This is a genomic window from Nitrobacter sp. CN101 (assembly GCF_055390255.1).
Genome location: NZ_AP038833.1, coordinates 2,269,348 through 2,291,674, shown reverse-complemented (window position 1 = coordinate 2,291,674; position 22,327 = coordinate 2,269,348). Strand labels below are relative to the sequence as shown.

The window sequence follows — 22,327 nt, the reverse complement described above, 5'->3', positions numbered from 1 at the left end:
CAAGGGGCGGCGCTAATCCGCTGCACTAAATCACCAGAACGTGAATATAGCAGAGCGGCTTCTTGCCCCACTCTTCCGCGACTGCTGCCCGCACCGCGCGGCGCACTGACTCGGCCATTGCATCCGGATCGCGCCGCCGAGTCCGCGGCAACTCTTTCACCGTCGAGACCACCGTGTCGAAAACGATGTCGTCGAGTATCTCGCCGGCCATGTTCTTCTCCGGTATTCCGACGAGATCAACTTCGGGGTCCTCAACCAGTTCACCTTTATCCGTGACAGCAATTGCCACGAACACGCAGCCGGCAAATGCCATGCGCCGCCGCTCGACGACCGCGCGCGACTTTGAATCCTCCAGGATGGCGCCATCCTTGTAAAGCCGCCCTGATGGCAATTCATCGATGATGCCTGGGTCTCCTGGCCCAAGCCGGACCAGATCGCCATTCTTGCAGATTAGAACTTTCGGCACGCCTGAAGCACGCGCCAACTGCGCATGCTCGGAGAGATGCAAAGCCTCGCCGTGCACCGGGATCAGCAGACGTGGGCGAACCCAGGAAATCATGTCCCGTAGCTCGTCGCAGCGCGGATGGCCGGACACATGAACAAGTCGGGTGCGATCGGTAATGACCTTGATGCCCTGCGCCACAAGACCGTTGATGATAGCGCCGACGGCTTTCTCATTGCCGGGAATGGTGCGTGAGGAAAAGATCACGGTGTCGCCACCGTTTAGCGTGACCTCCGGATGATCGTCCCGGGCGATGCGGGCAAGTGCCGCCCTCGGTTCGCCCTGACTGCCCGTGCACAACGCCAATACTTTGTCCGCTGGAAGGTGGCCATAGACTTCGGCGCTACGGAAATCCTGCACCCCGTCCATATGCCCGGTCTCGCGCGCGACTTGCACCACGCGCGCCATTGCACGACCGACCACCACGACCTCGCGTCCTGTCTCACGCGCGGCATCGGCCACCGCGCGCAGCCGTCCGACGTTGGACGCAAACGTTGTCACCGCAACTCGGCCCTTGGCGGCCTTCACCAATTCCGCGATGGTTTTGGCGACTTCGATTTCAGACGGCGAACGCCCATCCCGCACCGCGTTGGTCGAATCGCCGATCAGCGCCAGCACGCCCTCGTCGCCTAGTTCGCGAAAGCGCCGCTCGTCGGTCGGCGGGCCGACGATGGGCGTCGGATCGATCTTCCAATCGCCGGTATGCACAACAATTCCAGCTTCCGTATGGATCGCAAGGGCATGGGATTCCGGAATCGAGTGCGCCACCGGAATGAATTCCACGCCAAAGGGACCGATCTCGATACGCCCTCCCGAAGGTACGACGGTCACAGGGATGTCGGGCGAATTACGTTCGGCTGCGCATTTGGCCTCGAATAAAGCTGCGCTGAATTTGGTCGCGTAGATCGGGCATCTCAGACGCGGCCACAAATCGATGATTGCGCCGAAGTGATCCTCATGGGCGTGCGTCAGCACCAGGCCGACGAGGTTCTTTCGTTCTTGTTCGAGAAACCGGATGTCCGGCATGATGAGATCTATGCCCGGCAAATGTTCCTCGTCGCCGAAGGATACACCGAGATCGACCGCCAGCCAGCTCCGCTGATGACGATTGCCAAGCCCGTAGATCGACAGGTTCATGCCGATCTCACCCACGCCGCCGAGTGGGGCGAACATCAACTCATCAGGCCGCGCTATCATGTTGCTCCGACCGAGGCTGCCGTGCCGAAATGCACATCACCGGCGGAGACCGCAACTCGCTTACCGTCGGAGGTCGCAACGATCAAACAACCGTTTTTGTCGATGGTATCAAACAGGCCGGATACCGTTGACGGGCCGGACTGGACCGAGACCTGTTGGCCGACGCCGGCCGCCCGATCGAGCCACAAGCGCCTGATCTCGCCAAAGCCACGACCCATGTCCCAGATCGCGCGAAATTCAGCCCAGGCCTCGGTCAGCGCGCGAAATAAATCCTCCGCGCCGATATCGATGCCGAGGTCCCTCAACGCAACCGCCGGATACGGCATTCCCTCAGGCGCAGCGATCACATTGGTGCCTATGCCGACAACAACGGCCAGACGGTTATGCGCGACCATCTCGGCCTCCAGCAGGATTCCCGCGAGTTTCCTCCCACCTGCCAACACGTCATTCGGCCATTTCAAATGAAACGTCACCTTCTCCGAAACTGGAGATCTCATGCGCGCTTCAAGGCTGACTGCTTGAAGCGCAGCTTCGAGCGCCAACCCTGCCGCAAAGCTCAGGGTCGCCGCTACGGCAGGCGAGGTATCGATAACCTCCAGTACGCTGCTGGCCAGATTGCCCCGAGGAGAGATCCAGCTACGCTGCCGGCGACCGCGTCCCGCGGTTTGTTCCGCCGTTACCAGCCAGATCGGACCGGTCTCGCCCGTTCGCGCACGCACCAGCGCTTCGGTGTTAGTCGAGCCGATGCGGTCAAAAACCGCGAGTCGATAACCAGCCGATGCAGCTCGTGGACCGAGCGAGAATGCCATTAGAACAATGATTTCGCAGCCGCCGTGGCTGCGCTGACCAAGGGTCCCGGATACACGAAGAACAGCATGTTAAAAAGCGCCGTCGCAGCCACCACCGAACGCAATTCGATGTGCACTGTGTCTGTCGCCTCGGCCTGCTCGTCGAAATACATCACCTTGATCACATTGAGATAGTAGAACGCGCCGACAACACTGGTGATGACACCGATCACGGATAGGGCAAACAATCCTGCCTTGATGGCCGCGCTGAAGACATAGAATTTGGCAAAGAAACCAGCCAACGGCGGAATTCCGGCGAGCGAAAACAGCAGCATCGCAAAGAAAAACGCCAGCAGTGGATTGGTTCGCGATAGTCCCGCGAAATCGCTGATCTGCTCCAGGGGCTGACCGTTACGGCTCATGGCGAGAATGACAGTGAACGCCCCGAACGTCATCACGGTATAGATGACCAGATACAGCACGACGCCCTGCGCGCCCTCGACCGTGCCGGCAGCAAGGCCGACCAGCGCAAAACCCATGTGGCCGATCGACGAATAAGCCATCAGGCGTTTGATGTTGCGTTGTCCGATCGCGCCGAACGACCCAAGCGCCATGGACGCGATCGCCACGAAAACCACGATCTGCTGCCACTCGGCGACGACCCCGGAGAATGCCGTCAGCACCACGCGGGTAAACACAGCCATCGCCGCAATCTTCGGCGCCGAGGCGAAGAAGGCCGTGACCGGCGTCGGCGCGCCTTCATAGACATCGGGCGTCCACATGTGGAACGGCACCACCGACACCTTGAAACAAAGGCCAGCCAGCAGAAAGACAAGGCCGAACACAACGCCAGCGCTACCCGTCTTCGCAGCGGCTGCAATGCCAGCAAAGCTGACCGTTCCCGTGAAGCCATAGATTAGAGAAGCGCCATACAGCAACATTCCGGACGCCAGAGCGCCAAGGACGAAGTATTTCAAACCCGCTTCGGTGGACTTGACGTTGTCACGGTTGCTCGCCGCTACCACGTAGAGCGCAAGGCTCATCAATTCGAGCCCGAGATACAGCATGATCAGGTCGGCCGCCGAAATCAGCACCATCATGCCGACTGTCGAAAGCATCACCAGAATTGCGAACTCGAACATCCGACGGGACTGGTCCTCGAGAAACTCCCGGGACAGAACGAGCGTCGCCGCAGAGCCAAGCAAGGCAAGTATCTTCAGAAACCGCGCGAACTCATCGACGATGAAGCTGCCGCCGAATGTCATCAGCCTGCCGTGCGGCAACAGATACTCAATCACGCCGGTCCCGATCAGAAAACAGATCGCAAGACCGGTCACGAGGCCGGCTGCACGCTGGCCGCACCATGCCCCTATCAACAGCAACACCATCGCGCCGACCGCCAGAACAATTTCTGGCAATACGGGAAGCAGTTGATACCCAGCGGCCTCAAACATCATAGCTGGCGTCCCTGACCTGCCGCGATCATGGCAGCGCCGCAGCCTTGATGGCGGCGGTCGCGCTTGCGTAATTATTGACAAGATTTTGTACGGAAGCCGCCGAGAAATCGAGCACCGGCTTCGGATAAACGCCGAACAGGATCGTCAGCACCACAAGCGGCGCCAGCGTCAAGCCCTCGCGGAAAGTAAGATCCTTAATGGTCGCAAGCGACGGTTTGACCAGCGCCCCGAACACGATCTTGCGATAGAGCCACAAAGCGTAGGCGGCTGACAGGATCACGCCGAGCGTTGCCGCGACCGCTGTGGGAATGTTGACCTTGAAGGTGCCGATCAGCGCAAGGAACTCCCCGACAAATCCGGACGTTCCGGGCAGTCCGACATTGGCCATCGTGAAGACGAGAAACACCATCGCATAAAGTGGCATCCGGTTGACAAGCCCGCCATAGGACGCGATCTCGCGCGTGTGCATTCGGTCATAAACCACACCGACACAGAGAAACAGCGCGCCCGACACGATCCCGTGCGACACCATCTGGAATACGCCGCCGTGAACCCCTTGCATGGTGCCGGCAAAAATTCCCATGGTCACGAAGCCCATGTGAGCCACCGACGAATAGGCAATCAGCTTCTTCATGTCCTCCTGCATCAGGGCCACCAGTGAGGTGTAAACGATCGCGACAGCGGAGAGAACGAAGACCAGCGGCGCGAAGTCATGCGACGCAAGCGGAAACATCGGCAGCGAGAAGCGCAGGAAGCCGTAGCCCCCCATCTTCAGCAAAATAGCTGCAAGGATCACCGATCCCGCCGTGGGCGCTTCGACATGCGCATCCGGAAGCCAGGTGTGCACGGGCCACATCGGCATCTTGACCGCGAACGATGCAAAGAAGGCAAGCCACGCCCACATCTGCAGATTGTACGGAACGGATGTGCGCATCAGCGTCGGAATGTCGGTCGTTCCGGCATTCCAGTAGAGCGCCATGATGGCCAGTAGCATCAGAACCGAGCCGAGCAGCGTATAGAGGAAGAACTTGAAGGTGGCATAGACCCGACGCGGGCCGCCCCAGATCCCGATGATAAGGAACATCGGGATCAGACCGCCTTCAAAGAATACGTAGAACAGCAGCAGGTCGAGCGCCGAGAACGTTCCGGTCATCAGCGTTTCCAGAAGCAGAAACGCCATCATGTAGGCAGGCACGCGACGGGTAATCGATTTCCAGCTTGCGATGATGCATAGCGGCATCAGCGCCGTGGTGAGAATGACGAACGGCAGCGAGATGCCATCGACGCCCATGTGATAGCGAATGCCGGTGGCAAGCCAGGTCGCCTGCTCGACGAACTGGAATCCCGTATTGGTTGGATCGAAGCGCGCAACCAGGATCAGCGACACTGCGAGGGTGACGATCGTAGTCCACAGCGCAATCCAGCGCGCGGTGCGGTTGGCGGCTTCGTCGCTGCCACGAGCCATCACGTAAATCAGAACCGCGCCGACCGCCGGCAGAAAGGTCGTGACAGACAGAATGGGCCAGGTCGTCATTCTTACCGGCCTCCCGAGAACATGAACCAGGTGATCAGGCCGGCGACGCCCATCAGCATTGCGAACGCATAGTGATAAAGGTAGCCGGTCTGTAGCCTGACGACATTGCGGGTGACATCAAGCACCCCCGCCGAGACGCCATCGGGGCCAAATCCGTCAATGACGAAGCCATCGCCCTTCTTCCACAGAAAGCGACCAAGCCACTTCGCCGGACGCACGAAGATCACCTCATAGAGTTCGTCGAAGTACCACTTATTGAGCAGAAACTGGTAGAGCATCGGGTGTTCACGGGCGAGTTGGACCGGCACGTCGGGGCGACGGATATAGAAGAGCCACGCCACCGCGAACCCCAAAATCATCATCGCCGTCGGCAGGTAAGCGATTGCCTTTGGAATATGGTGCATTTCCTCAAGGATGTGCGGATGCATCTTCACGGATTCCCGGAAGAACTCTTCGACCCCGTGCCCCGTGAATAGTTCCTTGAAGGGAAAGCCTGCGAGGATAGAGCCCGCTGCAAGAATGCCGATCGGAATTAGCATCCAGATCGGGCTTTCATGCGCAGCCTTATAGTGCGCCTGATCGTGAGGCTTGCCGTGGAAAGTCTTGAAGATCAGCCGCCACGAATAGAAGGAGGTCAGGCCGGCAGCAACCACGGTCATGAGGAAACCGTAGTACGCGAAGGGGTTGTGAGACACATAAGCGGACTCGATAATCGCGTCCTTGGAAAAATAACCTGCCGTCAGCGGAAATCCTGTCAGCGCCAGCGTACCGATCACCATCACGAAGTAGGTATAAGGAATGCGATCCTTCAGGCCACCCATATTGCGGATGTCCTGCTCGTGATGCATCGCATAAATCACCGATCCCGAACCCAAGAACAGCAGCGCCTTGAAGAAGGCGTGAGTGAACAGGTGGAACATTCCAACGGTGTAGGCTCCTGCTCCCATTGCCACGAACATGTAGCCGAGCTGCGAGCAGGTCGAATACGCCACGATGCGCTTGATGTCGTTCTGCACGAGACCGACCGTCGCCGCGAAGATCGCCGTGGTCGCGCCGACGAACATCACGAAAGCCTGCGCGTCCGGCGCCAGTTCAAACAGGGGCGACAGCCGCGCCACCATGAACACCCCGGCCGTCACCATGGTCGCTGCGTGAATCAGTGCCGATACTGGTGTTGGGCCTTCCATGGCGTCGGGCAGCCAGGTGTGCAACAGGAACTGGGCCGACTTGCCCATGGCGCCCATGAACAGCAACAGGCAGATTAAAGTCAGGGCGTTGACGTCCCAGGCGAGGAAGTGAACCTTCGTTCCAGCCAAGCCCGGCGCCGCGCTGAAGATGGTGTCGAAATCGGTCGAACCGATCAGCATGAACACCGCGAAAATGCCGAGCGAAAAGCCGAAGTCTCCGACACGGTTGACGACGAACGCCTTGATCGCTGCCGCATTAGCCGACGGTTTCTGATACCAGAATCCGATCAGCAGATAGCTAGCGAGACCGACGCCTTCCCAACCGAAGAACAATTGGACCAGGTTGTCCGACGTCACCAGCATCAGCATCGCGAAGGTGAACAACGACAGATAGCCGAAAAATCGCGGCCGGTTGGGATCCTCGTCCATATAGCCGATGGAATAGAAGTGCACCAGCGACGACACCGTGGTGACGACAACGAGCATCACCGCTGTAAGCGTATCCACCCGTAACGACCAACCAACCTGAAGATCGCCCGAGGAAATCCAAGAGAAGAGCGCAATCCGTGCGTCGTGATGCATGAAGCCGACGTCGACCAGCGTCACCCATGACAGAACTGCCGATGCAATCAGAAACGCGGTCGTGATCAGTTCGGCTACTCGCGATCCAGCAGCCGGAGGCTCGCTGACATGATGGTCGTCGTGACCGTGGGCGTCACCGTGCCCATGTTCATCATGCGCAGCCGCCGCGTGAGCATGACCATGGTCGTCGTGATGATCGACCGCATCACCGCTGGGATTGCGCCCATGCGCGCCCACCAATGCAATCAACGCGGCGAGGATCGCGCCGATCAGCGGCAAGAAGACGATTGCCTCGATCATGCATCCACCCCACGAAGCATGATCTCGCAACCAATGCATCCATTGGCCGGAGAAAGCCGGTCCTCACTTTTCCGGATCATGCTTCAGCCCTTCATCAGATTGACGTCCTCAACCGCGATCGAACCGCGGTTGCGGTAATACACAACGAGAACAGCAAGGCCGATCGCCGCCTCGGCCGCGGCAACCGTGAGCACTAGTAGCGTAAACACCTGTCCGACGATGTCGCCCAAAAACGCCGAAAAAGCCACCAGGTTGATATTGACGGCCAGCAGGATCAATTCCACCGACATCAGGATGATGATGATGTTCTTGCGGTTGAGAAAGATGCCGAGAGTCCCCAGCGTGAAAAGGATCGCGCCAACCGCCAGATAGTGTCCGAGGCCGATTGTCATTTCACCCACTCCGCCGAGTCAGCGTCCTGCAACCCCTGCCCCGAGGCAACCTGGCGCACGCCCATGGCCATCTCAGGAGTCCGCGCGTTCTGGACATTGATATCCTGACGCTTGACGCTAGCCCTGTGTCGCAGCGTCAGGACGATGGCGCCGATCATGGCCACCAGCAACACCATGCCGGCGAGCTGGAAATAATGAATGTACTTCGTGTAGAGCACGAGACCGAGCGCCTCGGTGTTGCTGACGTCGCCCGGAATGGCCGCCGTGATCGATTTCGTGACCGTCGGATTGAGGGTCCAGCCCCCGACAACGAGCAGCAGTTCCAGCAAAAAGATCGCTGCGATCACCAAACCAAACGGCAAATATTCAAGAAAGCCCTCTCGTAATTCGGCGAAGTCGACGTCCAGCATCATGATGACGAAGAGGAATAACACCGCGACTGCGCCGACATAGACCACGATGAGGATCATCGCGATAAATTCCGCACCCAACAGGATGAACAGACCGGCGGCGTTGACGAACGCCAGAATGAGGAACAGCACCGAGTGCACGGGATTGCGCGACGAAATGACCATCGCGGCAGATGCTACGCACACGCCGGCGAACAGATAGAAGAACAGCGCTGGAAGGATCATGCGATACCCCCGCCAGCTAGCTGCAACCTTGCCGCGCGGAGAACACACCCTCTCCCCCTTTGTCGGGGCGGGAGAATGGAGGCAACGCCCCATACTACAATGCGATTGAACATACCCACCTTACCGATACGGCGCGTCAAGTTCGATCGCTTTCGCGATCTCGCGCTCCCAGCGGTCGCCGTTGGCGAGCAGCTTGGCCTTGTCATAATAAAGCTCCTCGCGGGTCTCGGTCGCGAATTCAAAATTCGGCCCTTCGACGATCGCATCGACTGGACAGGCCTCCTGGCACAATCCGCAATAGATGCATTTCACCATATCGATGTCGTACCGCACTGTGCGGCGGGTGCCGTCATTTCGGCGCGGACCGGCCTCGATGGTAATGGCCTGCGCAGGGCAGATCGCCTCGCACAGCTTGCAGGCGATGCAACGCTCCTCGCCGTTTGGATAACGGCGCAACGCATGCTCACCGCGGAAGCGTGGCGAGATCGGATTCTTCTCGAAGGGATAGTTGATAGTCGGCTTCGGTTTGAAGAAATACCTCATGGTGAGGAAGAACGCCGAGATGAATTCGGTCAGCAGGAGCGAACGGGCTGTTGCATTGATACTCATGACAAATCTCAATTCGGCGCGATGCCAGCGAACTGCAACACGCCAGCCACGATCACCACCATCGCCAGCGACAGCGGCAGAAACACCTTCCAGCCGAGCCGCATCAGTTGATCATAGCGGTAGCGCGGCACGATCGCCTTCGCCATCGCGAACAGGAAGAACATAAAAAACAGTTTCAGCGAGAACCAGACGACGCCGGGCACCCAGCTGAACGGTGGCAAGTCGACCGGCGGCAGCCAGCCGCCCATGAAAAGGATCGCACCCATCGCGCACATGGTGGTGATCGCGACGTACTCGCCGAGCATGAACAACAGATACGGCGTCGAGCCGTATTCGACCATGAAGCCTGCGACGAGTTCGGATTCCGCCTCGACGAGATCGAACGGCGGGCGATTGGTCTCGGCCAGAGCCGAAACGTAAAACACCACGAACATTGGCAGCAGCGGCAGCCAGTACCAGTTCAGGAACGTCAGCCACGGCAGTCCGATCAGACTAGCCAACCCGCGGGTATGCTGCGCCTCGACAATGGCAGAGAGGTTCAGTGAACCTGCGCAAAGCAAAACCGTGATGATGACGAAACCGATCGACACCTCGTAGGAGACCATCTGCGCCGCCGAACGCAAAGCGGCGAGAAACGGATATTTCGAGTTCGACGCCCAGCCGCCCATGATGATGCCGTAAATCGACAGCGACGAGATCGCGAAGATGTAGAGAATCCCGACATTGATGTCGGAGATGACCCAGTTCAGATTCACCGGGATCACCGCCCACGCGGCCAGCGCCAGCACGCAGGAGACCAGCGGCGCCAGAAGGAACACGCCCTTGTTGGCACCGGAGGGAATAATCGGTTCCTTCAGCACAAATTTCAGAAGATCGGCGAACGACTGAAACAGACCCCACGGTCCGACAACATTGGGGCCTCGCCGGATCTGCACCGCGGCCCAGATTTTTCGGTCGGCGAGCAGAATGTAGGCGATCGCTATCAGCAGAACGACGAGCAACAGCAGGCTCTGCGCCACCATCACGATCAGGGGCCAGAGAAAGTCCGTCACTAATGGCATTGCGAAGAAATCGGCCATCACGCTTACTCCGCTGCCGTCAGCATACGACCCGACGCAAGCCGCGAGCATTCGGCCATCACGGCCGAGGCCCGCGCGATCGGGTTGGTCAGATAATAGTCGTCAATCGCAGGCTTGAACGGCGACTTCTCGATACTGCCGCCCTTGCCCACCAGATCTTTGATCGCGCGGATATCGCCGGCCTCTATTTGGTCGATCCGCATCAGATGCGGCACTGTCTTGAACATCGCCTGGCGCAGGGCGGGAAGCGAGTCATAACCCAGGGTCTTGCCTAGCATTTCGGACAGCGCACGAATGATCGCCCAGTCCTCTCGCGCCTCGCCGGGCGGGAAGCTGGCCCGGTTCGCCATCTGGACCCGGCCTTCCGTGTTGACATAAATGCCGGTCTTTTCGGTGTAGGCTGCGCCCGGCAAAATGACGTCCGCGCGGTGAGCGCCGGCATCGCCGTGTGTTCCGATATAGACGACGAATACCCCGTCCGGCACTTTGATCTCGTCTGCGCCGAGCGAAAACAAAACGTCGAGCTCGCCCGGTGCGGTCATCCGTCCTGCGGTCAGGCCGCCCTTCCCAGGGACGAAGCCGAGGTCCAGCGCGCCTACCCGCGACGCCGTATTGTGAAGCACGGCAAATCCGTTCCAGTCGTCGTTCAGCCCACCGATATCAACGGCAAGTTTGGCCGCGGCCGCGAGAATTGCCGCGCCGTCAGGCCGTGACGTTGCAGCACCGCCGACCAGTATGATCGGATAATTGGCGCCCTTTAGTGCATCGAGGAACTTGTTCTTGCCCGCAGCGAGGTCCGCAAGCGAATCTGCGCCGGCGCCGATATAGTCATACTCGTAGGTCAGATCGGCTCGCTCTCCGATCACACCGATCTTGAGCTGACCCGTCCGCCAGCGCTTGCGGATGCGCGCGTTGAGGATCGCCGCTTCCTTGCGCGGATTGGACCCGACGATCAGCAGCGCGTCGGCCTGCTCGATGCCGGCGATGGTCGGGTTAAAGATGTAGGACGCCCGCCCCCGCGCGGGATTGAAGGCGTCGCCTCCCTGCACCGCCATGTTGACCGAGCCGAGTTTTGACAGCAGATCCTTAAGCGCGAACAATTCCTCGACAGCAGCAAGATCGCCGGCAACGGCGCCGATCCGCTTTCCGTCGGTCCCCTTCACCTTCGCAGCAATCGCCTTGAATGCTTCCGGCCACGAGGCCGGGCGCAACGCGCCGTTCTCGCGAATGTAGGGGCGATCGAGCCGCTGGGTGCGAAGCCCGTCGACGATGTGGCGGGTCTTGTCCGAGATCCACTCCTCGTTCACGGCGCCGTTGAAGCGCGGCAGGATGCGCATCACCTCGCGTCCGCGCGTATCGACGCGGATGGCTGAGCCAACCGCGTCCATGACGTCGATGGATTGAGTCTTTCCGAGCTCCCATGGCCGGGCGGCGAATGCGTAGGGCTTCGATGTCAACGCGCCGACCGGACAGATATCGACGAGGTTGCCTTGCAATTCCGACGTGAGCGCACTTTCGAGGTAGGTCGTGATCTCCATGTCCTCGCCGCGGCCGGTCGCGCCCATTTCCGGCGCGCCGCATATCTCGGCGGAGAAGCGGACGCAGCGCGTACACTGGATGCAACGGTTCATCGAAGTCTTGACCAGTGCACCGAGATACTTGTCTTCGACCGCGCGTTTGTTCTCGGCGAAACGCGAAGTATCGACGCCGTACCCCATCGCTTGATCTTGCAAATCGCACTCGCCGCCCTGATCGCAGATCGGACAGTCAAGCGGATGGTTGATCAGCAGGAACTCCATCACGCCTTCGCGCGCCTTCTTCACCATCGGTGAGCGCGTGGAGATTTGCGGCGGTTCACCGTTGGGACCGGGACGGCAATCGCGTACGCCCCAGGCGCAACTCGCGACCGGCTTCGGACCACCCTTCACTTCGACAAGGCACATCCGGCAGTTGCCGGCGATCGACAGCCTCTCATGATAGCAGAAGCGTGGAATCTCGGCGCCGGCGGCCTCGCACGCCTGCAAGAGCGTATACTCTGCTGGTACGTCGATCTCTTTGCCGTCGATGATAAGCTTCGTCATGTCTCTACTCCGCCGCAACCATATGGGCGGGATCGAGGATGCCCTGATCGTCGCGGTCGGCCTTGTGCGAATACTGGTCGATGCGCGCCTCGATTTCGTGCCGGAAATGCGCGATGAGACCCTGAATCGGCCAGGCCGCTGCGTCGCCCAGCGCGCAGATGGTGTGGCCCTCAACCTGCTTGGTGACTTCGAGCAGCATGTCGATCTCGCGCTTGTGAGCGCGACCTTCGGCCATCCGGGTCAGCACCCGCCACATCCAGCCGGTCCCTTCCCGGCACGGCGTACACTGGCCGCAGCTCTCGTGCTTGTAGAAATAGGAAATGCGCGCGATCGCCCGGATCAAGTCAGTCGACTTGTCCATGACGATGACCGCCGCGGTGCCGAGGCCGGAACGCAGCTTGCTGAGGCTGTCGAAATCCATCGGCGTATCGATGATCTGCTCGGCCGGCACCATGCGCACCGATGAGCCGCCCGGAATGACCGCCTTGAGATTGTTCCAGCCGCCGCGGATGCCACCGCAATGGGTATCGATCAATTCGCGGAACGTGATCCCCATCGCCTCTTCGACATTGCAGGGGCGCTCGACATGGCCCGAAACACAAAACAGCTTGGTGCCTACATTGTTGGGGCGGCCGATGGCGGCGAACCAGGCCGCGCCGCGGCGCAGAATGTCCGGCGCCACCGCGATCGACTCGACGTTGTTCACCGTGGTTGGGCAACCGTAAAGACCGACATTGGCCGGGAACGGCGGCTTCAGCCGCGGTTGGCCCTTCTTGCCTTCCAGGCTCTCCAGCAGCGCCGTCTCCTCGCCGCAGATGTAGGCCCCCGCGCCATGTGCGACGTAAAGATCGAACGGGAAGCCATGAATGTTATCCTTGCCGATCAGCCGGGCCTCGTAGGCCTCGTCGATGGCGACCTGAAGATGTTCGCGCTCGCGGATGAATTCACCGCGAATGTAGATATAGCCGGCATGAGCGCCCATGCCGACGCCGGCCAACAGGCAACCTTCGATCAGTAGATGCGGATCGTGCCGCATGATCTCGCGGTCCTTGCAGGTGCCGGGCTCGGACTCGTCGGCATTGACGACGAGATAGCTCGGGCGGCCGTCGGCGTTGTCTTTCGGCATGAAGGACCATTTCATGCCGGTCGGGAATCCGGCCCCGCCGCGGCCACGCAGGCCCGAGGCCTTCATCTCACTGATGATCCAGTCGCGACCCTTGTCGACGATCGCTTTGGTGCCGTCCCACGCACCACGACGGCGCGCGCCAGCCAGCCGCCAGTCATCGAGACCATAGAGATTTCGGAAGATGCGATCCTTGTCGTCGAGCATCAGGTCTTGCCCTTTTTGGTCGCGTCATCGGCGGACGGCTTCTTGGCGTCCGCATCCGTCAATGCCGGCCGAACACCACCGCGCGATCGTCCCTCGCCTTTCGCAGCCGCCGTATTCAATGTGGTCGGACCGCCGACCGGCGCGGAAAACTGGCGGTCGATCTGAGGACCGGGCTTCGGCGGCTGGCCCGATGCAAACCCATCCAGCACCTTGCCGAAGTTCTCCTTCGTCAAATCTTCGTAAGTGTCCTTCCAGATCAATACCATCGGCGCGTTGACGCAGGCGCCGAGGCACTCGACCTCTTCCCACGAGAAGTCGCCATCCTTCGAAAGATGAAACGGCTCGTGATGGATGCGGCTTTTGCAGACGGCGAGAATGTCCTCAGCGCCCCGCAGCCGGCAAGGCGTGGTGCCGCAGACCTGAATGTGAGCCTTTTTGCCGACCGGCTGCAACTGGAACATCGTGTAGAAGGTCGCGATTTCCAGCATCCGGATGTAGGGCATGTCGAGCATGTCAGCGACGACGCGGATCGCTGCCTCGGAGATCCAGCCACCATGCTGTTCCTGCGCGCGCCACAAGATAGCGATGGAGGCGGACGCCTGGCGACCCGCCGGATATTGCGCGATCTGCTTGTTGGCCCATGCGAGGTTTTCCTCGCTGAAGGCGAAACTCTCGGGCTGTTGTTCTCTCGGTGCCAGGCGGCGAACGGACATCGTACTCTAGTCTCTCAATGAACACGTTGCGACGCGGTCGCGTTCAGGCGACGAAAACGATCTCGCCAGAATGCGCTCGAGGTTCCGAACACGTTGTATCCAACGTGGGAGGCAACCTTGATGCGGTCCAAAATGGAAAGTTCGGTTAACGTCTCGAAACGATCACTGGCCGGATCGTGCACGATCAGATCTAACGGCGTCTGCTCAAGAATATAGCGCGATACGGTGTGATTTCGGTCGTTGCCGTGTTCCTCGCATAGGATCACGGCATCACCTTGCAGCACACGGGTGCCGCCCTTGATGGCTTCGATCTCAACGCCTTCGACGTCAAGCTTGATGAGGTACTTGCCGTCAGGTGAAATCTTGCCGTCATCGAGTAGATTATCTAGCGCCACCACTGGCACAACTTCGCCGCCGGCATCGGCGCCGCCGGCGATGCTGAATGCCTCGTGCTTGGTGCCGGACAGGCGCGCGGTGCCGCGCGTCGCGCCAATGGCGCTCTGCATCACCTCGAAGCGACTGCCATTGATCTTTGCATTGTTCGAAAGCCTGGCGAAATTCTTGGACGACGGCTCAATCGCGATCGCCTTGCGTGATCCGAACGGCTTGCTGGATACCAGCACCGACCAGTAACCGTAGTTAGCGCCGCAATCGAGCAGCGTGTAGTCGACGTCGGCGGAATCGCGAAACAGCAACTCAAGTTCGTCTTCATACTTGAAAGAGCGATTGAGCAGCTTGCTCCAATAGCCGTCGCCATAGGGAAACGCGAACGTAGCATCGGGATTGAGCCTGACGGCGATATCCCGCTCCGGCAAGGTTTTGCGCAGTAGGTTGGCGCAACTATTGTAGCCGCGATGCGAGAACAGCGACGACACTTTGGAGCCAGCCACTAGCGCCCGCGCAGCCGCACGCTCCCAGGCGTTCGCTCCCTGAAGAACACCGGACGTTCGGTCGAATTGGATCGGCGGCTGTGCGATCACCGGTCAACCTCTCCGAACACGATGTCAAGCGAACCGAGAATAGCGGAAACGTCCGCTAGCAGGTGTCCCCTGCAGATGAAATCCATCGCTTGCAGATGCGCAAAACCCGGCGCGCGGATCTTGCACTTGTAGGGCTTATTGCTGCCGTCGGAGACGAGATAGACGCCGAACTCTCCCTTGGGCGCTTCCACGGCCGCATAGATCTCACCTGCCGGAACATGGAAACCCTCGGTATAAAGCTTGAAGTGATGGATCAAAGCTTCCATCGAGCGCTTCATCTCGCCGCGACGGGGCGGGAAAATCTTATTATCCTCGACCGCTACCGGTCCCTGCCCGTCGGGAGCGCGCAGCTTGGCGATACACTGCTTCATGATGCGAACCGACTGCCGCATCTCTTCCATGCGAATGAGGTAGCGATCGTAGCAGTCGCCGTTCTTGCCGATCGGAATATCGAAGTCCATTTCGGCGTAGCATTCGTAGGGCTGCGCCTTGCGCAAATCCCAAGCCGCTCCGGAGCCGCGAACCATGACGCCGGAAAAGCCCCATTCCCAGGCCTGTTTCAACGTAACCACGCCGATATCGACGTTGCGCTGCTTGAAGATGCGATTGGCGGTCAACAGCCTATCGAGATCGGCGACAACCTGGAGGAACGGATCGCACCAGGCGTCGATGTCATCGATCAGCTTTGGCGGCAGATCCTGATGCACCCCGCCAATGCGGAAATACGCAGCATGCATCCGCGAGCCGGACGCGCGCTCGTAGAAGAGCATGAGCTTCTCGCGTTCCTCAAAACCCCACAGTGGCGGGGTCAACGCGCCGACATCCATCGCCTGCGTGGTGACGTTGAGGAGATGCGAAAGAATGCGTCCGATCTCGCAATAGAGAACCCGGATCAACTGGCCGCGTCGCGGCACCGCGATCCCAAGCAGTCTCTCGGCCGCGAGACAGAACGCGTGCTCCTGATTCATCGGCGCTACATAATCGAGCCGATCGAAATACGGGATCGCCTGAAGATAGGTCTTTTGCTCGATCAGCTTCTCGGTGCCGCGGTGAAGCAGGCCAATGTGCGGATCGACGCGCTCGACCACCTCGCCATCCAACTCCAGCACCAAGCGCAAAACGCCATGGGCCGCCGGATGTTGCGGGCCGAAATTGATGGTGAAGTTACGCATACCGGGAGTTACGGCACCAAGTGCTTCCGTCATCAGCTACCCGCCTTGCCGCCCGTCGCCTTCTCATCACCCGGCAACTGATAGTCGCCGCCCTCCCAAGGTGACATGAAATCGAACTTGCGAAACTCTTGGTTGAGACGCACGGGCTCGTACACGACCCGTTTCTCGGCGTCGTCGTAGCGCACCTCGACGAAGCCCGTCAGCGGAAAATCCTTTCGCAGCGGATGTCCGTCAAATCCATAATCGGTCAACAAACGCCGCATGTCGGGATGGCCAGTGAAGATCACGCCGTAAAGGTCGTAGGCCTCCCGTTCGAACCAGTCCGCACCGGGAAACACGTCGATCAACGAGGGAACCTGGGTGGTCTCCGAAGCGTGAGCACGCAAACGGATGCGCGCGTTCAGCGTCGGCGACAGGAAATGATAGACCACATCGAAGCGCTTCTCACGGCCGGGATAGTCGACCGCAGTCACGTCGATAAAGTTGACGAAGCGGCAGCGCTGGTCGTCGCGGATGAAGCGGGCAACCTCGACAATCTTCGCGGCCTCGACCGTCACGGTCAGTTGACCAAACGACACGGAATGACCCGTGGCCGCGCCCGGAAGCGTGGCGACGATCATCTGGCCCAAGGCATCGAGCCTGCTCTCGTCCATCCCTTTAAACCTCAGCGTTCAATAGTTCCAACTCTCCGGATCTTCTTCTGCAGGAGAAGAATGCCGTAGAGAAGTGCTTCGGCCGTCGGCGGACAGCCCGGCACGTAGATATCGACCGGCACGATGCGATCGCAACCCCGAACCACCGAATAGGAATAATGATAGTAACCGCCACCGTTGGCACACGATCCCATCGAGATAACATAACGCGGTTCCGGCATCTGGTCGTAGACCTTGCGCAGCGCGGGCGCCATCTTGTTGGTCAGCGTTCCGGCGACGATCATCACGTCCGATTGCCGCGGCGATGCACGCGGCGCGAAGCCAAAGCGCTCGACGTCATAACGCGGCATCGAGACCTGCATCATCTCGACCGCGCAGCAGGCCAAGCCGAAGGTCATCCACATCAGCGAACCGGTACGCGCCCAGGTGATGAGGTCGTCGGCTGCGGCGACAAAGAAGCCTTTGTCCGACAGTTCGTGATTAACCTCGAGAAAGTACGGATCGCTCGCACCGACGGGCCGGCCGGTGCTGGGGTCCAAAATCGAGCCTCCCGACGGAGCCGAGAGAGGGCTGCCGGCGTAGGCGACCTTTGCCGTGGGAGAGTTCAATCCCATTCGAGAGCGCCTTTCTTCCATTCGTAGGCAAAACCGACCGTCAGCACCCCTAGAAACACGATCATCGACCAGAAGCCTGTCACGCCGAGCTTGCCGAACGTGACCGCCCAAGGAAAGAGAAACGCGACTTCAAGGTCAAAAATGATGAAAAGAATAGCGACCAAATAAAACCTGACGTCGAACTTCATCCGGGCATCGTCGAATGCGTTAAATCCGCACTCATAAGCGGAAAGCTTTTCCGGGTCCGGCTGCTTGTATGCGACGATAAATGGAGCGATCAGGAGCACCGCGCCGATCACACCCGCTATCCCGATAAACACCACAAGCGGAAGATAGTTCTGCAAAATGCCACTCATGGGCGCTTCCCCTTGCTGCGATGCTTTACCCGCAGATTTGTTTAGATATTGGAACTTTTGAGAGGCTTTAGCCTAGCAAAACAGGGGTGGCAAGATAGCCTAATTTGACGCACCCCGTGACGGAGATTTTGCGACTTGACATCGGAGCATGGACCGCGGCCAGGCGGTCAACCCGCTGCTCGCTCATCCCGTCGAACCACGGCCCGAAAAATCAGGCCCAATGAAACCCTTTCGGGAGTGCCGCGAAGCCGGGCTGAAACAAACTGGTTTTATTGCTCTCGCCTACGGACCACGAGTTGCCGCGAGGCGGGAGGCAAACCATGAACCATTCGATCCAGAGCGCAGACCGCGCCACCCACCTAAAGATCGTGATTGTCGCGCTTGTCGCAGGTGCCGTATTGACAACTTTCGGGACTTCGCTTCGCCCAAGCACCGACTTCATCCAGACTGTTCACGTGATCAAGGCCGGACAACCAACGATGGTATCCAGTTCGGAACCATCGCTCGTTAGATGATCCTGATTTCTCGCCGGCGACCGAAGCGCCATCTGGTGGCGCTCATTGAGGCAACCGCTGGCTGGAACTGGCCCGAGCTGCGAGCCCTCGTCAAAACCCGAAGCTGAAATCACACGAAATGGCGCGAGAGACGGGACTCGAACCCGCGGCCTCCGCCGTGACAGGGCGGCGCTCTAACCAACTGAGCTACTCCCGCGGAAGCCGTTTATCCGCGAATAGGTGTGACGGCTTAAAGGGGGGGCCTTTCCAAGTCAAGGCAGTTGCAGATCTCCTTTGCTATCAGGCTTTTTGAGGGGTCGGTGCAAAAAATCAGCTATTTGCAGGCAAAATGGCGCGAGCGGCATCTCCCCGAATCAAACAAGGGCTGATACGCCTTGCTTTTCGACGCTGGCAATGACGAGGAGTGCTATATTATGGCGAAGAAGGCAGCGACCCCAAGCACCGTGACCCTGAAACATCTCGCAGCAGCATTGGCCGAGGACCATGAATTGTCCAAGAAGGCCTCCGAGGCCATCCTGACCGACATGGTTACCCGCATCACCAAGCACCTCAAGAAAGGCGATCGTATCCGCATCGTCGGCCTCGGCATCCTCCAAGTCCGCAAACGCGCCGCCCGCAAGGGACGCAACCCGGCCACCGGCGAGGAAATTCAGATCAAAGCATCCAAGAAAGTCGCGTTCCGAGCTGCCAAAGAGCTCAAGGAAGCCATCTGACCAGAAATACCGGGTCCAGGACGCTCCGTTCAAACGCTCGAGGATTTGCCGCAACGAACCGGTTGCCCACGCAAAGCCCAACCGCGGATTTGGCGAGGCTGATTTCTTACTGTTCAGCCCTGCCCTGGATTCCCGAACGGCCGCGCCCATGACATTCAATCACACGGTGACGGAGCGCTTTCTTCGCTATGTCACCATTGATACCCAGTCCGATCCGACGTCTTCCAATTGTCCCTCCACCGGGAAGCAGAAGGATCTTGGACGGCTGCTGGTGAAGGAGTTGCAGGAGATCGGCGCCGCCGATGCGCATCTCGACCCGCACGGTTACGTGTATGCGACCATTCCGGCAACCAGCTCAAAGCAGGTTCCAGTTATTTGCTTCTGTTCGCATATGGACACGTCGCCGGACTGTTCAGGCGCTAACGTCAAACCGCAGATTGTCCGGAATTATCGCGGCGGCGACATCGTTCTATGCGGCGATCCGTCGCAGATCATCCGCATGGCGGATAATCCGGCACTGGCCGATCAGGTCGGCAACGACATCGTCACGTCGGACGGTACCACGCTGCTTGGCGCCGACAACAAAGCCGGCGTTGCCGAAATCATGGATGCAGTCCAGGTCCTGCTTGCCAACCGAGATATCAGGCATGGCGTGATCAAAATCCTGTTCACGCCCGATGAGGAAATCGGACGCGGCGTCGACAAGGCCGATCTGAAAAAACTCGGCGCGGACTTCGCCTACACCATCGACGGCGAGACCGCAGGTCATATCGAGGACGAGACGTTCTCGGCCGATGCTGCGGTTATTACCATCAACGGAGTTAGCGCCCATCCCGGATTCGCCAAGGGAAAGATGGAACATGCAATCAAGATCGCATCTCGCATTGTGGACCGGCTTCCGAAAAATACTTGCTCGCCCGAGACTACCGAGGACCGCGAAGGTTTTCTTCACCCGACCGGAATCAGCGGCGAGCTTGAGCACGCGACGCTAAACTTCATCGTGCGCGATTTCACGGAAACAGGTCTGGCGGAGAAGGAGGCCCTGCTGGAGGGCATCATCCGCGATGTCATGACGGACTTCCCACATTCGACGTATCGGCTGGACATACAGCCGCAGTACCGCAACATGAAGCAGATTGTGGATCGTCATCCGGAGGTTGTCGACAACGCGATGGAGGCGATCCGCCGCGCCGGTCTCAAGCCAGCCAAAGGCAGCATTCGCGGCGGCACGGACGGCTCGCGGCTGTCGTTCATGGGGCTTCCCTGCCCTAACATCTTCGCCGGTGAACATGCTTTCCACTCACGCACCGAGTGGGTCAGCGTACAGGACATGGAAGCCGCTGTGCGCACCATCGTCCATCTCGCTGCGATCTGGGAAGAACGTGCCTGACGTTTCTGATATCGCGAGCAAGAGATCGCAGGTCCGGATGCCGCGCGGTCATCGCGGGATACGACCGCGCGAACATCGTTAATCTTTCCTAAACATCAGAAGATATGATCCTCGAATCATCGGGGATTCAAGAATGCTACGCACCATCTCGCTTGCGATCATCGGAGTTGCAATGATGGGAGCGACGGGATCAGCCGCCGACCTTCCAGTGCAGAGCCGCATCGGCAAAATCTTCGCGGAGCCGGCACCTCCGCCGGTCCGTGTCGCGCAGGAGAAGGATTACCCCGAGAGCGTGCTCTACCGTTTTCGGATTCCGCCGCCGGTGCCGGGCTATTACGGAAGGCCAAACGATTTCTACTATCGCCCGTACTACGAGGAGCGGCCAGTGCTCTCGTTCTATTTCGACCGATTGCCGTACGCTTGCGGACTTTACGGATATTGCTAGGGCATGATCTGATAAACTTGGATCTCTAAATCGGCGAGTCGACGAACTCAGGGCCTGCGCCGCGATCAAAGGTTTCGCGCGGTTACGATCCAGATCGATGCCGGTAGAACCACTGTTTGCCCACTGGCAAACGGAGCAAGAGCTTCCCGGATCGAGTTCGCCGCAGCAGCGATGATTTCAACAGGCTGGCCTTCAATCGCGCGGCTGGCGGGACCGAGCTGAAGCGCGGACTTGACCGCGGCATCAATCCCGCCGCCGACGGAAATGTCCAATGTGAGGTCATAGGCCTCCATTGCGACGTCGGAAAAACCGGCAGCACCGAGAATACGATGGACACGCGCTTCGGACACGAACGCGAACGGACCGGGGTCTTCCGGCCCGACCTCGGGGAGCTTCGGAACATGGTTGTAGACCGCCTGGAGCGGGGCCATGAGCCAGGGATTTAGGCGAGGCTCCCGCCAGCAAATGAATGCCAAGCGGCCACCGGGTCGCAGCGCCTGACGCAGATTAGCAAACGACACGACCGGCTCGTCGAAGAACATCACGCCGAACCGGGAGGCCACCAGATCGAAACGCGATGGCTCAAACGGATATACGGTGGCGTCGGCGAGCAGGAATTCTACCGACGCGCTCTTCGGCACAACCTGCCTTGCCCGTTCCAGCATCGGTGCAGAAATATCGATTCCCAGGACGTAGCCGGAAGCGCCGACCCTCTCCGCGAATGCCCGCGTAGTTGCACCGCAGCCGCAGCCGACATCTATGATGCGTTCGCCGGGCATGGCTTTGGCACGATCCAGCAGGAGGGTGGAGACCGGCTGCAGCAGTTCATCCTGCATATGCTGACGATCAGCCCAGCGCTGACCGCCGGATCCATTCCAATAGGCGATCTGGTCCGCGTTTCGCGTCAGAGGAACCCCTGCCATCACCGCTCCCGCGCAATTCGAGCGATTGCCCTTCACAAAATCGGTGACGCCGCTTATGGAGGAAACCACTCGATCTAGCGGCTTGGTAACAAGCCGAGGTCAAAACGTACCACACCTAAGCCGAGGGCGATATCCCGCCGCAGCGGGACAGAGGAGAGGCCGACTGCGGTTCGGACCAGA

General features: G+C 59.5%; 22 protein-coding genes and 1 tRNA gene. 4 read left to right on the top strand and 19 right to left on the bottom strand.

Going from position 1 to position 22,327, the window contains the following annotated elements; genetic code table 11:
* Nucleotides 1–25: 25 nt before the first annotated feature.
* From ACZ5IL_RS11400 to ACZ5IL_RS11320, 17 genes are all read right to left on the bottom strand, one after another.
* Entirely contained in the window at nucleotides 26–1,696 is a 1,671-nt protein-coding gene (locus ACZ5IL_RS11400) for a ribonuclease J (protein ID WP_464596896.1), read from the bottom strand.
* Nucleotides 1,696–2,508: a biotin--[acetyl-CoA-carboxylase] ligase gene (locus tag ACZ5IL_RS11395; RefSeq protein WP_464591469.1), complete on the bottom strand. Its 813-nt coding sequence runs from the start codon at nucleotides 2,506–2,508 to the stop codon at nucleotides 1,696–1,698. The genes ACZ5IL_RS11400 and ACZ5IL_RS11395 overlap by 1 nt, the downstream gene beginning before the upstream one ends.
* The gene (gene nuoN / locus ACZ5IL_RS11390) at nucleotides 2,508–3,944 is read right to left on the bottom strand and encodes an NADH-quinone oxidoreductase subunit NuoN (protein WP_464591467.1); all 1,437 of its coding nucleotides are present in this window, start codon (nucleotides 3,942–3,944) and stop codon (nucleotides 2,508–2,510) included. Before nuoN ends, ACZ5IL_RS11395 begins: the two co-directional genes overlap by 1 nt.
* Before the next feature lie 25 nt (nucleotides 3,945–3,969).
* On the bottom strand, nucleotides 3,970–5,478 hold the full coding sequence (locus ACZ5IL_RS11385) for an NADH-quinone oxidoreductase subunit M (RefSeq protein WP_464591465.1): 1,509 nt from the start codon (nucleotides 5,476–5,478) through the stop codon (nucleotides 3,970–3,972).
* A gap of 2 nt (nucleotides 5,479–5,480) precedes the next feature.
* Nucleotides 5,481–7,547, bottom strand: a complete 2,067-nt coding sequence (nuoL, locus tag ACZ5IL_RS11380; protein ID WP_464591463.1) for an NADH-quinone oxidoreductase subunit L — start codon at nucleotides 7,545–7,547, stop codon at nucleotides 5,481–5,483.
* 83 nt (nucleotides 7,548–7,630) lie between these two features.
* Nucleotides 7,631–7,939: an NADH-quinone oxidoreductase subunit NuoK gene (gene nuoK, locus ACZ5IL_RS11375; protein ID WP_079446675.1), complete on the bottom strand. Its 309-nt coding sequence runs from the start codon at nucleotides 7,937–7,939 to the stop codon at nucleotides 7,631–7,633.
* A complete protein-coding gene (locus ACZ5IL_RS11370; RefSeq protein ID WP_079446676.1) occupies nucleotides 7,936–8,574 on the bottom strand; it encodes an NADH-quinone oxidoreductase subunit J in 639 nt (212 codons plus the stop codon). The genes nuoK and ACZ5IL_RS11370 overlap by 4 nt, the downstream gene beginning before the upstream one ends.
* Nucleotides 8,575–8,694: 120 nt before the next feature.
* A complete protein-coding gene (nuoI, locus tag ACZ5IL_RS11365) occupies nucleotides 8,695–9,183 on the bottom strand; it encodes an NADH-quinone oxidoreductase subunit NuoI (protein WP_079446677.1) in 489 nt (162 codons plus the stop codon).
* An 8-nt stretch (nucleotides 9,184–9,191) separates the two neighbouring features.
* On the bottom strand, nucleotides 9,192–10,262 hold the full coding sequence (gene nuoH / locus ACZ5IL_RS11360) for an NADH-quinone oxidoreductase subunit NuoH (protein ID WP_464591460.1): 1,071 nt from the start codon (nucleotides 10,260–10,262) through the stop codon (nucleotides 9,192–9,194).
* Nucleotides 10,263–10,267: 5 nt separating this feature from the next.
* A complete protein-coding gene (gene nuoG, locus ACZ5IL_RS11355; RefSeq protein WP_464591458.1) occupies nucleotides 10,268–12,343 on the bottom strand; it encodes an NADH-quinone oxidoreductase subunit NuoG in 2,076 nt (691 codons plus the stop codon).
* Between the two features lie 4 nt (nucleotides 12,344–12,347).
* The gene (nuoF, locus tag ACZ5IL_RS11350; RefSeq protein WP_464591456.1) at nucleotides 12,348–13,673 is read right to left on the bottom strand and encodes an NADH-quinone oxidoreductase subunit NuoF; all 1,326 of its coding nucleotides are present in this window, start codon (nucleotides 13,671–13,673) and stop codon (nucleotides 12,348–12,350) included.
* Nucleotides 13,673–14,386 (bottom strand): NADH-quinone oxidoreductase subunit NuoE, encoded by a 714-nt coding sequence (gene nuoE / locus ACZ5IL_RS11345; protein WP_464591454.1) that lies wholly within the window; start codon nucleotides 14,384–14,386, stop codon nucleotides 13,673–13,675. Before nuoE ends, nuoF begins: the two co-directional genes overlap by 1 nt.
* Before the next feature lie 14 nt (nucleotides 14,387–14,400).
* Entirely contained in the window at nucleotides 14,401–15,363 is a 963-nt protein-coding gene (locus ACZ5IL_RS11340) for an FkbM family methyltransferase (RefSeq protein WP_464596895.1), read from the bottom strand.
* Complete coding sequence (locus ACZ5IL_RS11335; protein WP_079446682.1) at nucleotides 15,363–16,571, bottom strand: NADH-quinone oxidoreductase subunit D; 1,209 nt, start codon at nucleotides 16,569–16,571, stop codon at nucleotides 15,363–15,365. Before ACZ5IL_RS11335 ends, ACZ5IL_RS11340 begins: the two co-directional genes overlap by 1 nt.
* Nucleotides 16,571–17,191, bottom strand: a complete 621-nt coding sequence (locus ACZ5IL_RS11330) for an NADH-quinone oxidoreductase subunit C (protein WP_464591452.1) — start codon at nucleotides 17,189–17,191, stop codon at nucleotides 16,571–16,573. Before ACZ5IL_RS11330 ends, ACZ5IL_RS11335 begins: the two co-directional genes overlap by 1 nt.
* A gap of 11 nt (nucleotides 17,192–17,202) precedes the next feature.
* On the bottom strand, nucleotides 17,203–17,826 hold the full coding sequence (locus ACZ5IL_RS11325; RefSeq protein WP_087881145.1) for a NuoB/complex I 20 kDa subunit family protein: 624 nt from the start codon (nucleotides 17,824–17,826) through the stop codon (nucleotides 17,203–17,205).
* Nucleotides 17,796–18,161 carry an NADH-quinone oxidoreductase subunit A gene (locus ACZ5IL_RS11320; RefSeq protein ID WP_079446687.1) on the bottom strand — a complete coding sequence of 122 codons (366 nt, stop codon included), beginning with the start codon at nucleotides 18,159–18,161 and terminating at the stop codon, nucleotides 17,796–17,798. Before ACZ5IL_RS11320 ends, ACZ5IL_RS11325 begins: the two co-directional genes overlap by 31 nt.
* 320 nt (nucleotides 18,162–18,481) lie before the next feature.
* Between ACZ5IL_RS11320 and ACZ5IL_RS11315 the strand changes: the two genes are divergently transcribed.
* Nucleotides 18,482–18,676: a hypothetical protein gene (locus ACZ5IL_RS11315; RefSeq protein WP_464591449.1), complete on the top strand. Its 195-nt coding sequence runs from the start codon at nucleotides 18,482–18,484 to the stop codon at nucleotides 18,674–18,676.
* Between the two features lie 119 nt (nucleotides 18,677–18,795).
* On the opposite strand, the gene ACZ5IL_RS11310 is transcribed toward ACZ5IL_RS11315, so the two are convergent.
* Nucleotides 18,796–18,872 (bottom strand) — tRNA-Asp (locus tag ACZ5IL_RS11310).
* A gap of 217 nt (nucleotides 18,873–19,089) precedes the next feature.
* Here ACZ5IL_RS11310 and ACZ5IL_RS11305 point away from each other — a divergent pair.
* The 3 genes from ACZ5IL_RS11305 (at nucleotide 19,090) to ACZ5IL_RS11295 (ending at nucleotide 21,224) form a co-directional block, all read left to right on the top strand.
* On the top strand, nucleotides 19,090–19,389 hold the full coding sequence (locus tag ACZ5IL_RS11305) for an HU family DNA-binding protein (RefSeq protein ID WP_079446753.1): 300 nt from the start codon (nucleotides 19,090–19,092) through the stop codon (nucleotides 19,387–19,389).
* Nucleotides 19,390–19,537: 148 nt separating this feature from the next.
* Nucleotides 19,538–20,779, top strand: coding sequence for a peptidase T (pepT, locus tag ACZ5IL_RS11300; protein WP_464591447.1), 1,242 nt, complete (start codon nucleotides 19,538–19,540; stop codon nucleotides 20,777–20,779).
* 133 nt (nucleotides 20,780–20,912) lie between these two features.
* Complete coding sequence (locus ACZ5IL_RS11295) at nucleotides 20,913–21,224, top strand: hypothetical protein (RefSeq protein WP_464591445.1); 312 nt, start codon at nucleotides 20,913–20,915, stop codon at nucleotides 21,222–21,224.
* A 65-nt stretch (nucleotides 21,225–21,289) separates the two neighbouring features.
* Here the strand turns inward: ACZ5IL_RS11295 and ACZ5IL_RS11290 are convergent, their stop codons facing one another.
* Nucleotides 21,290–22,147, bottom strand: coding sequence for a methyltransferase domain-containing protein (locus ACZ5IL_RS11290; RefSeq protein WP_464591443.1), 858 nt, complete (start codon nucleotides 22,145–22,147; stop codon nucleotides 21,290–21,292).
* Nucleotides 22,148–22,327 lie beyond the last annotated feature (180 nt).

Bases quoted from the DNA above. Each gene is read 5' to 3' on its own strand.
- ACZ5IL_RS11320 (WP_079446687.1), bottom strand. From the start codon at position 18,161: ATGAGTGGCATTTTGCAGAACTATCTTCCGCTTGTGGTGTTTATCGGG.
- ACZ5IL_RS11330 (WP_464591452.1), bottom strand. From the start codon at position 17,191: ATGGACGAGAGCAGGCTCGATGCCTTGGGCCAGATGATCGTCGCCACG.
- nuoL (WP_464591463.1), bottom strand. From the start codon at position 7,547: ATGATCGAGGCAATCGTCTTCTTGCCGCTGATCGGCGCGATCCTCGCC.
- ACZ5IL_RS11305 (WP_079446753.1), top strand. From the start codon at position 19,090: ATGGCGAAGAAGGCAGCGACCCCAAGCACCGTGACCCTGAAACATCTC.
- ACZ5IL_RS11325 (WP_087881145.1), bottom strand. From the start codon at position 17,826: ATGGAAGAAAGGCGCTCTCGAATGGGATTGAACTCTCCCACGGCAAAG.
- pepT (WP_464591447.1), top strand. From the start codon at position 19,538: ATGACATTCAATCACACGGTGACGGAGCGCTTTCTTCGCTATGTCACC.
- ACZ5IL_RS11370 (WP_079446676.1), bottom strand. From the start codon at position 8,574: ATGATCCTTCCAGCGCTGTTCTTCTATCTGTTCGCCGGCGTGTGCGTA.
- ACZ5IL_RS11385 (WP_464591465.1), bottom strand. From the start codon at position 5,478: ATGACGACCTGGCCCATTCTGTCTGTCACGACCTTTCTGCCGGCGGTC.
- ACZ5IL_RS11395 (WP_464591469.1), bottom strand. From the start codon at position 2,508: ATGGCATTCTCGCTCGGTCCACGAGCTGCATCGGCTGGTTATCGACTC.
- nuoI (WP_079446677.1), bottom strand. From the start codon at position 9,183: ATGAGTATCAATGCAACAGCCCGTTCGCTCCTGCTGACCGAATTCATC.
- ACZ5IL_RS11295 (WP_464591445.1), top strand. From the start codon at position 20,913: ATGCTACGCACCATCTCGCTTGCGATCATCGGAGTTGCAATGATGGGA.
- nuoG (WP_464591458.1), bottom strand. From the start codon at position 12,343: ATGACGAAGCTTATCATCGACGGCAAAGAGATCGACGTACCAGCAGAG.
- nuoK (WP_079446675.1), bottom strand. From the start codon at position 7,939: ATGACAATCGGCCTCGGACACTATCTGGCGGTTGGCGCGATCCTTTTC.
- ACZ5IL_RS11335 (WP_079446682.1), bottom strand. From the start codon at position 16,571: ATGACGGAAGCACTTGGTGCCGTAACTCCCGGTATGCGTAACTTCACC.
- nuoF (WP_464591456.1), bottom strand. From the start codon at position 13,673: ATGCTCGACGACAAGGATCGCATCTTCCGAAATCTCTATGGTCTCGAT.
- nuoH (WP_464591460.1), bottom strand. From the start codon at position 10,262: ATGGCCGATTTCTTCGCAATGCCATTAGTGACGGACTTTCTCTGGCCC.
- nuoE (WP_464591454.1), bottom strand. From the start codon at position 14,386: ATGTCCGTTCGCCGCCTGGCACCGAGAGAACAACAGCCCGAGAGTTTC.
- ACZ5IL_RS11290 (WP_464591443.1), bottom strand. From the start codon at position 22,147: ATGGCAGGGGTTCCTCTGACGCGAAACGCGGACCAGATCGCCTATTGG.
- ACZ5IL_RS11315 (WP_464591449.1), top strand. From the start codon at position 18,482: ATGAACCATTCGATCCAGAGCGCAGACCGCGCCACCCACCTAAAGATC.
- nuoN (WP_464591467.1), bottom strand. From the start codon at position 3,944: ATGATGTTTGAGGCCGCTGGGTATCAACTGCTTCCCGTATTGCCAGAA.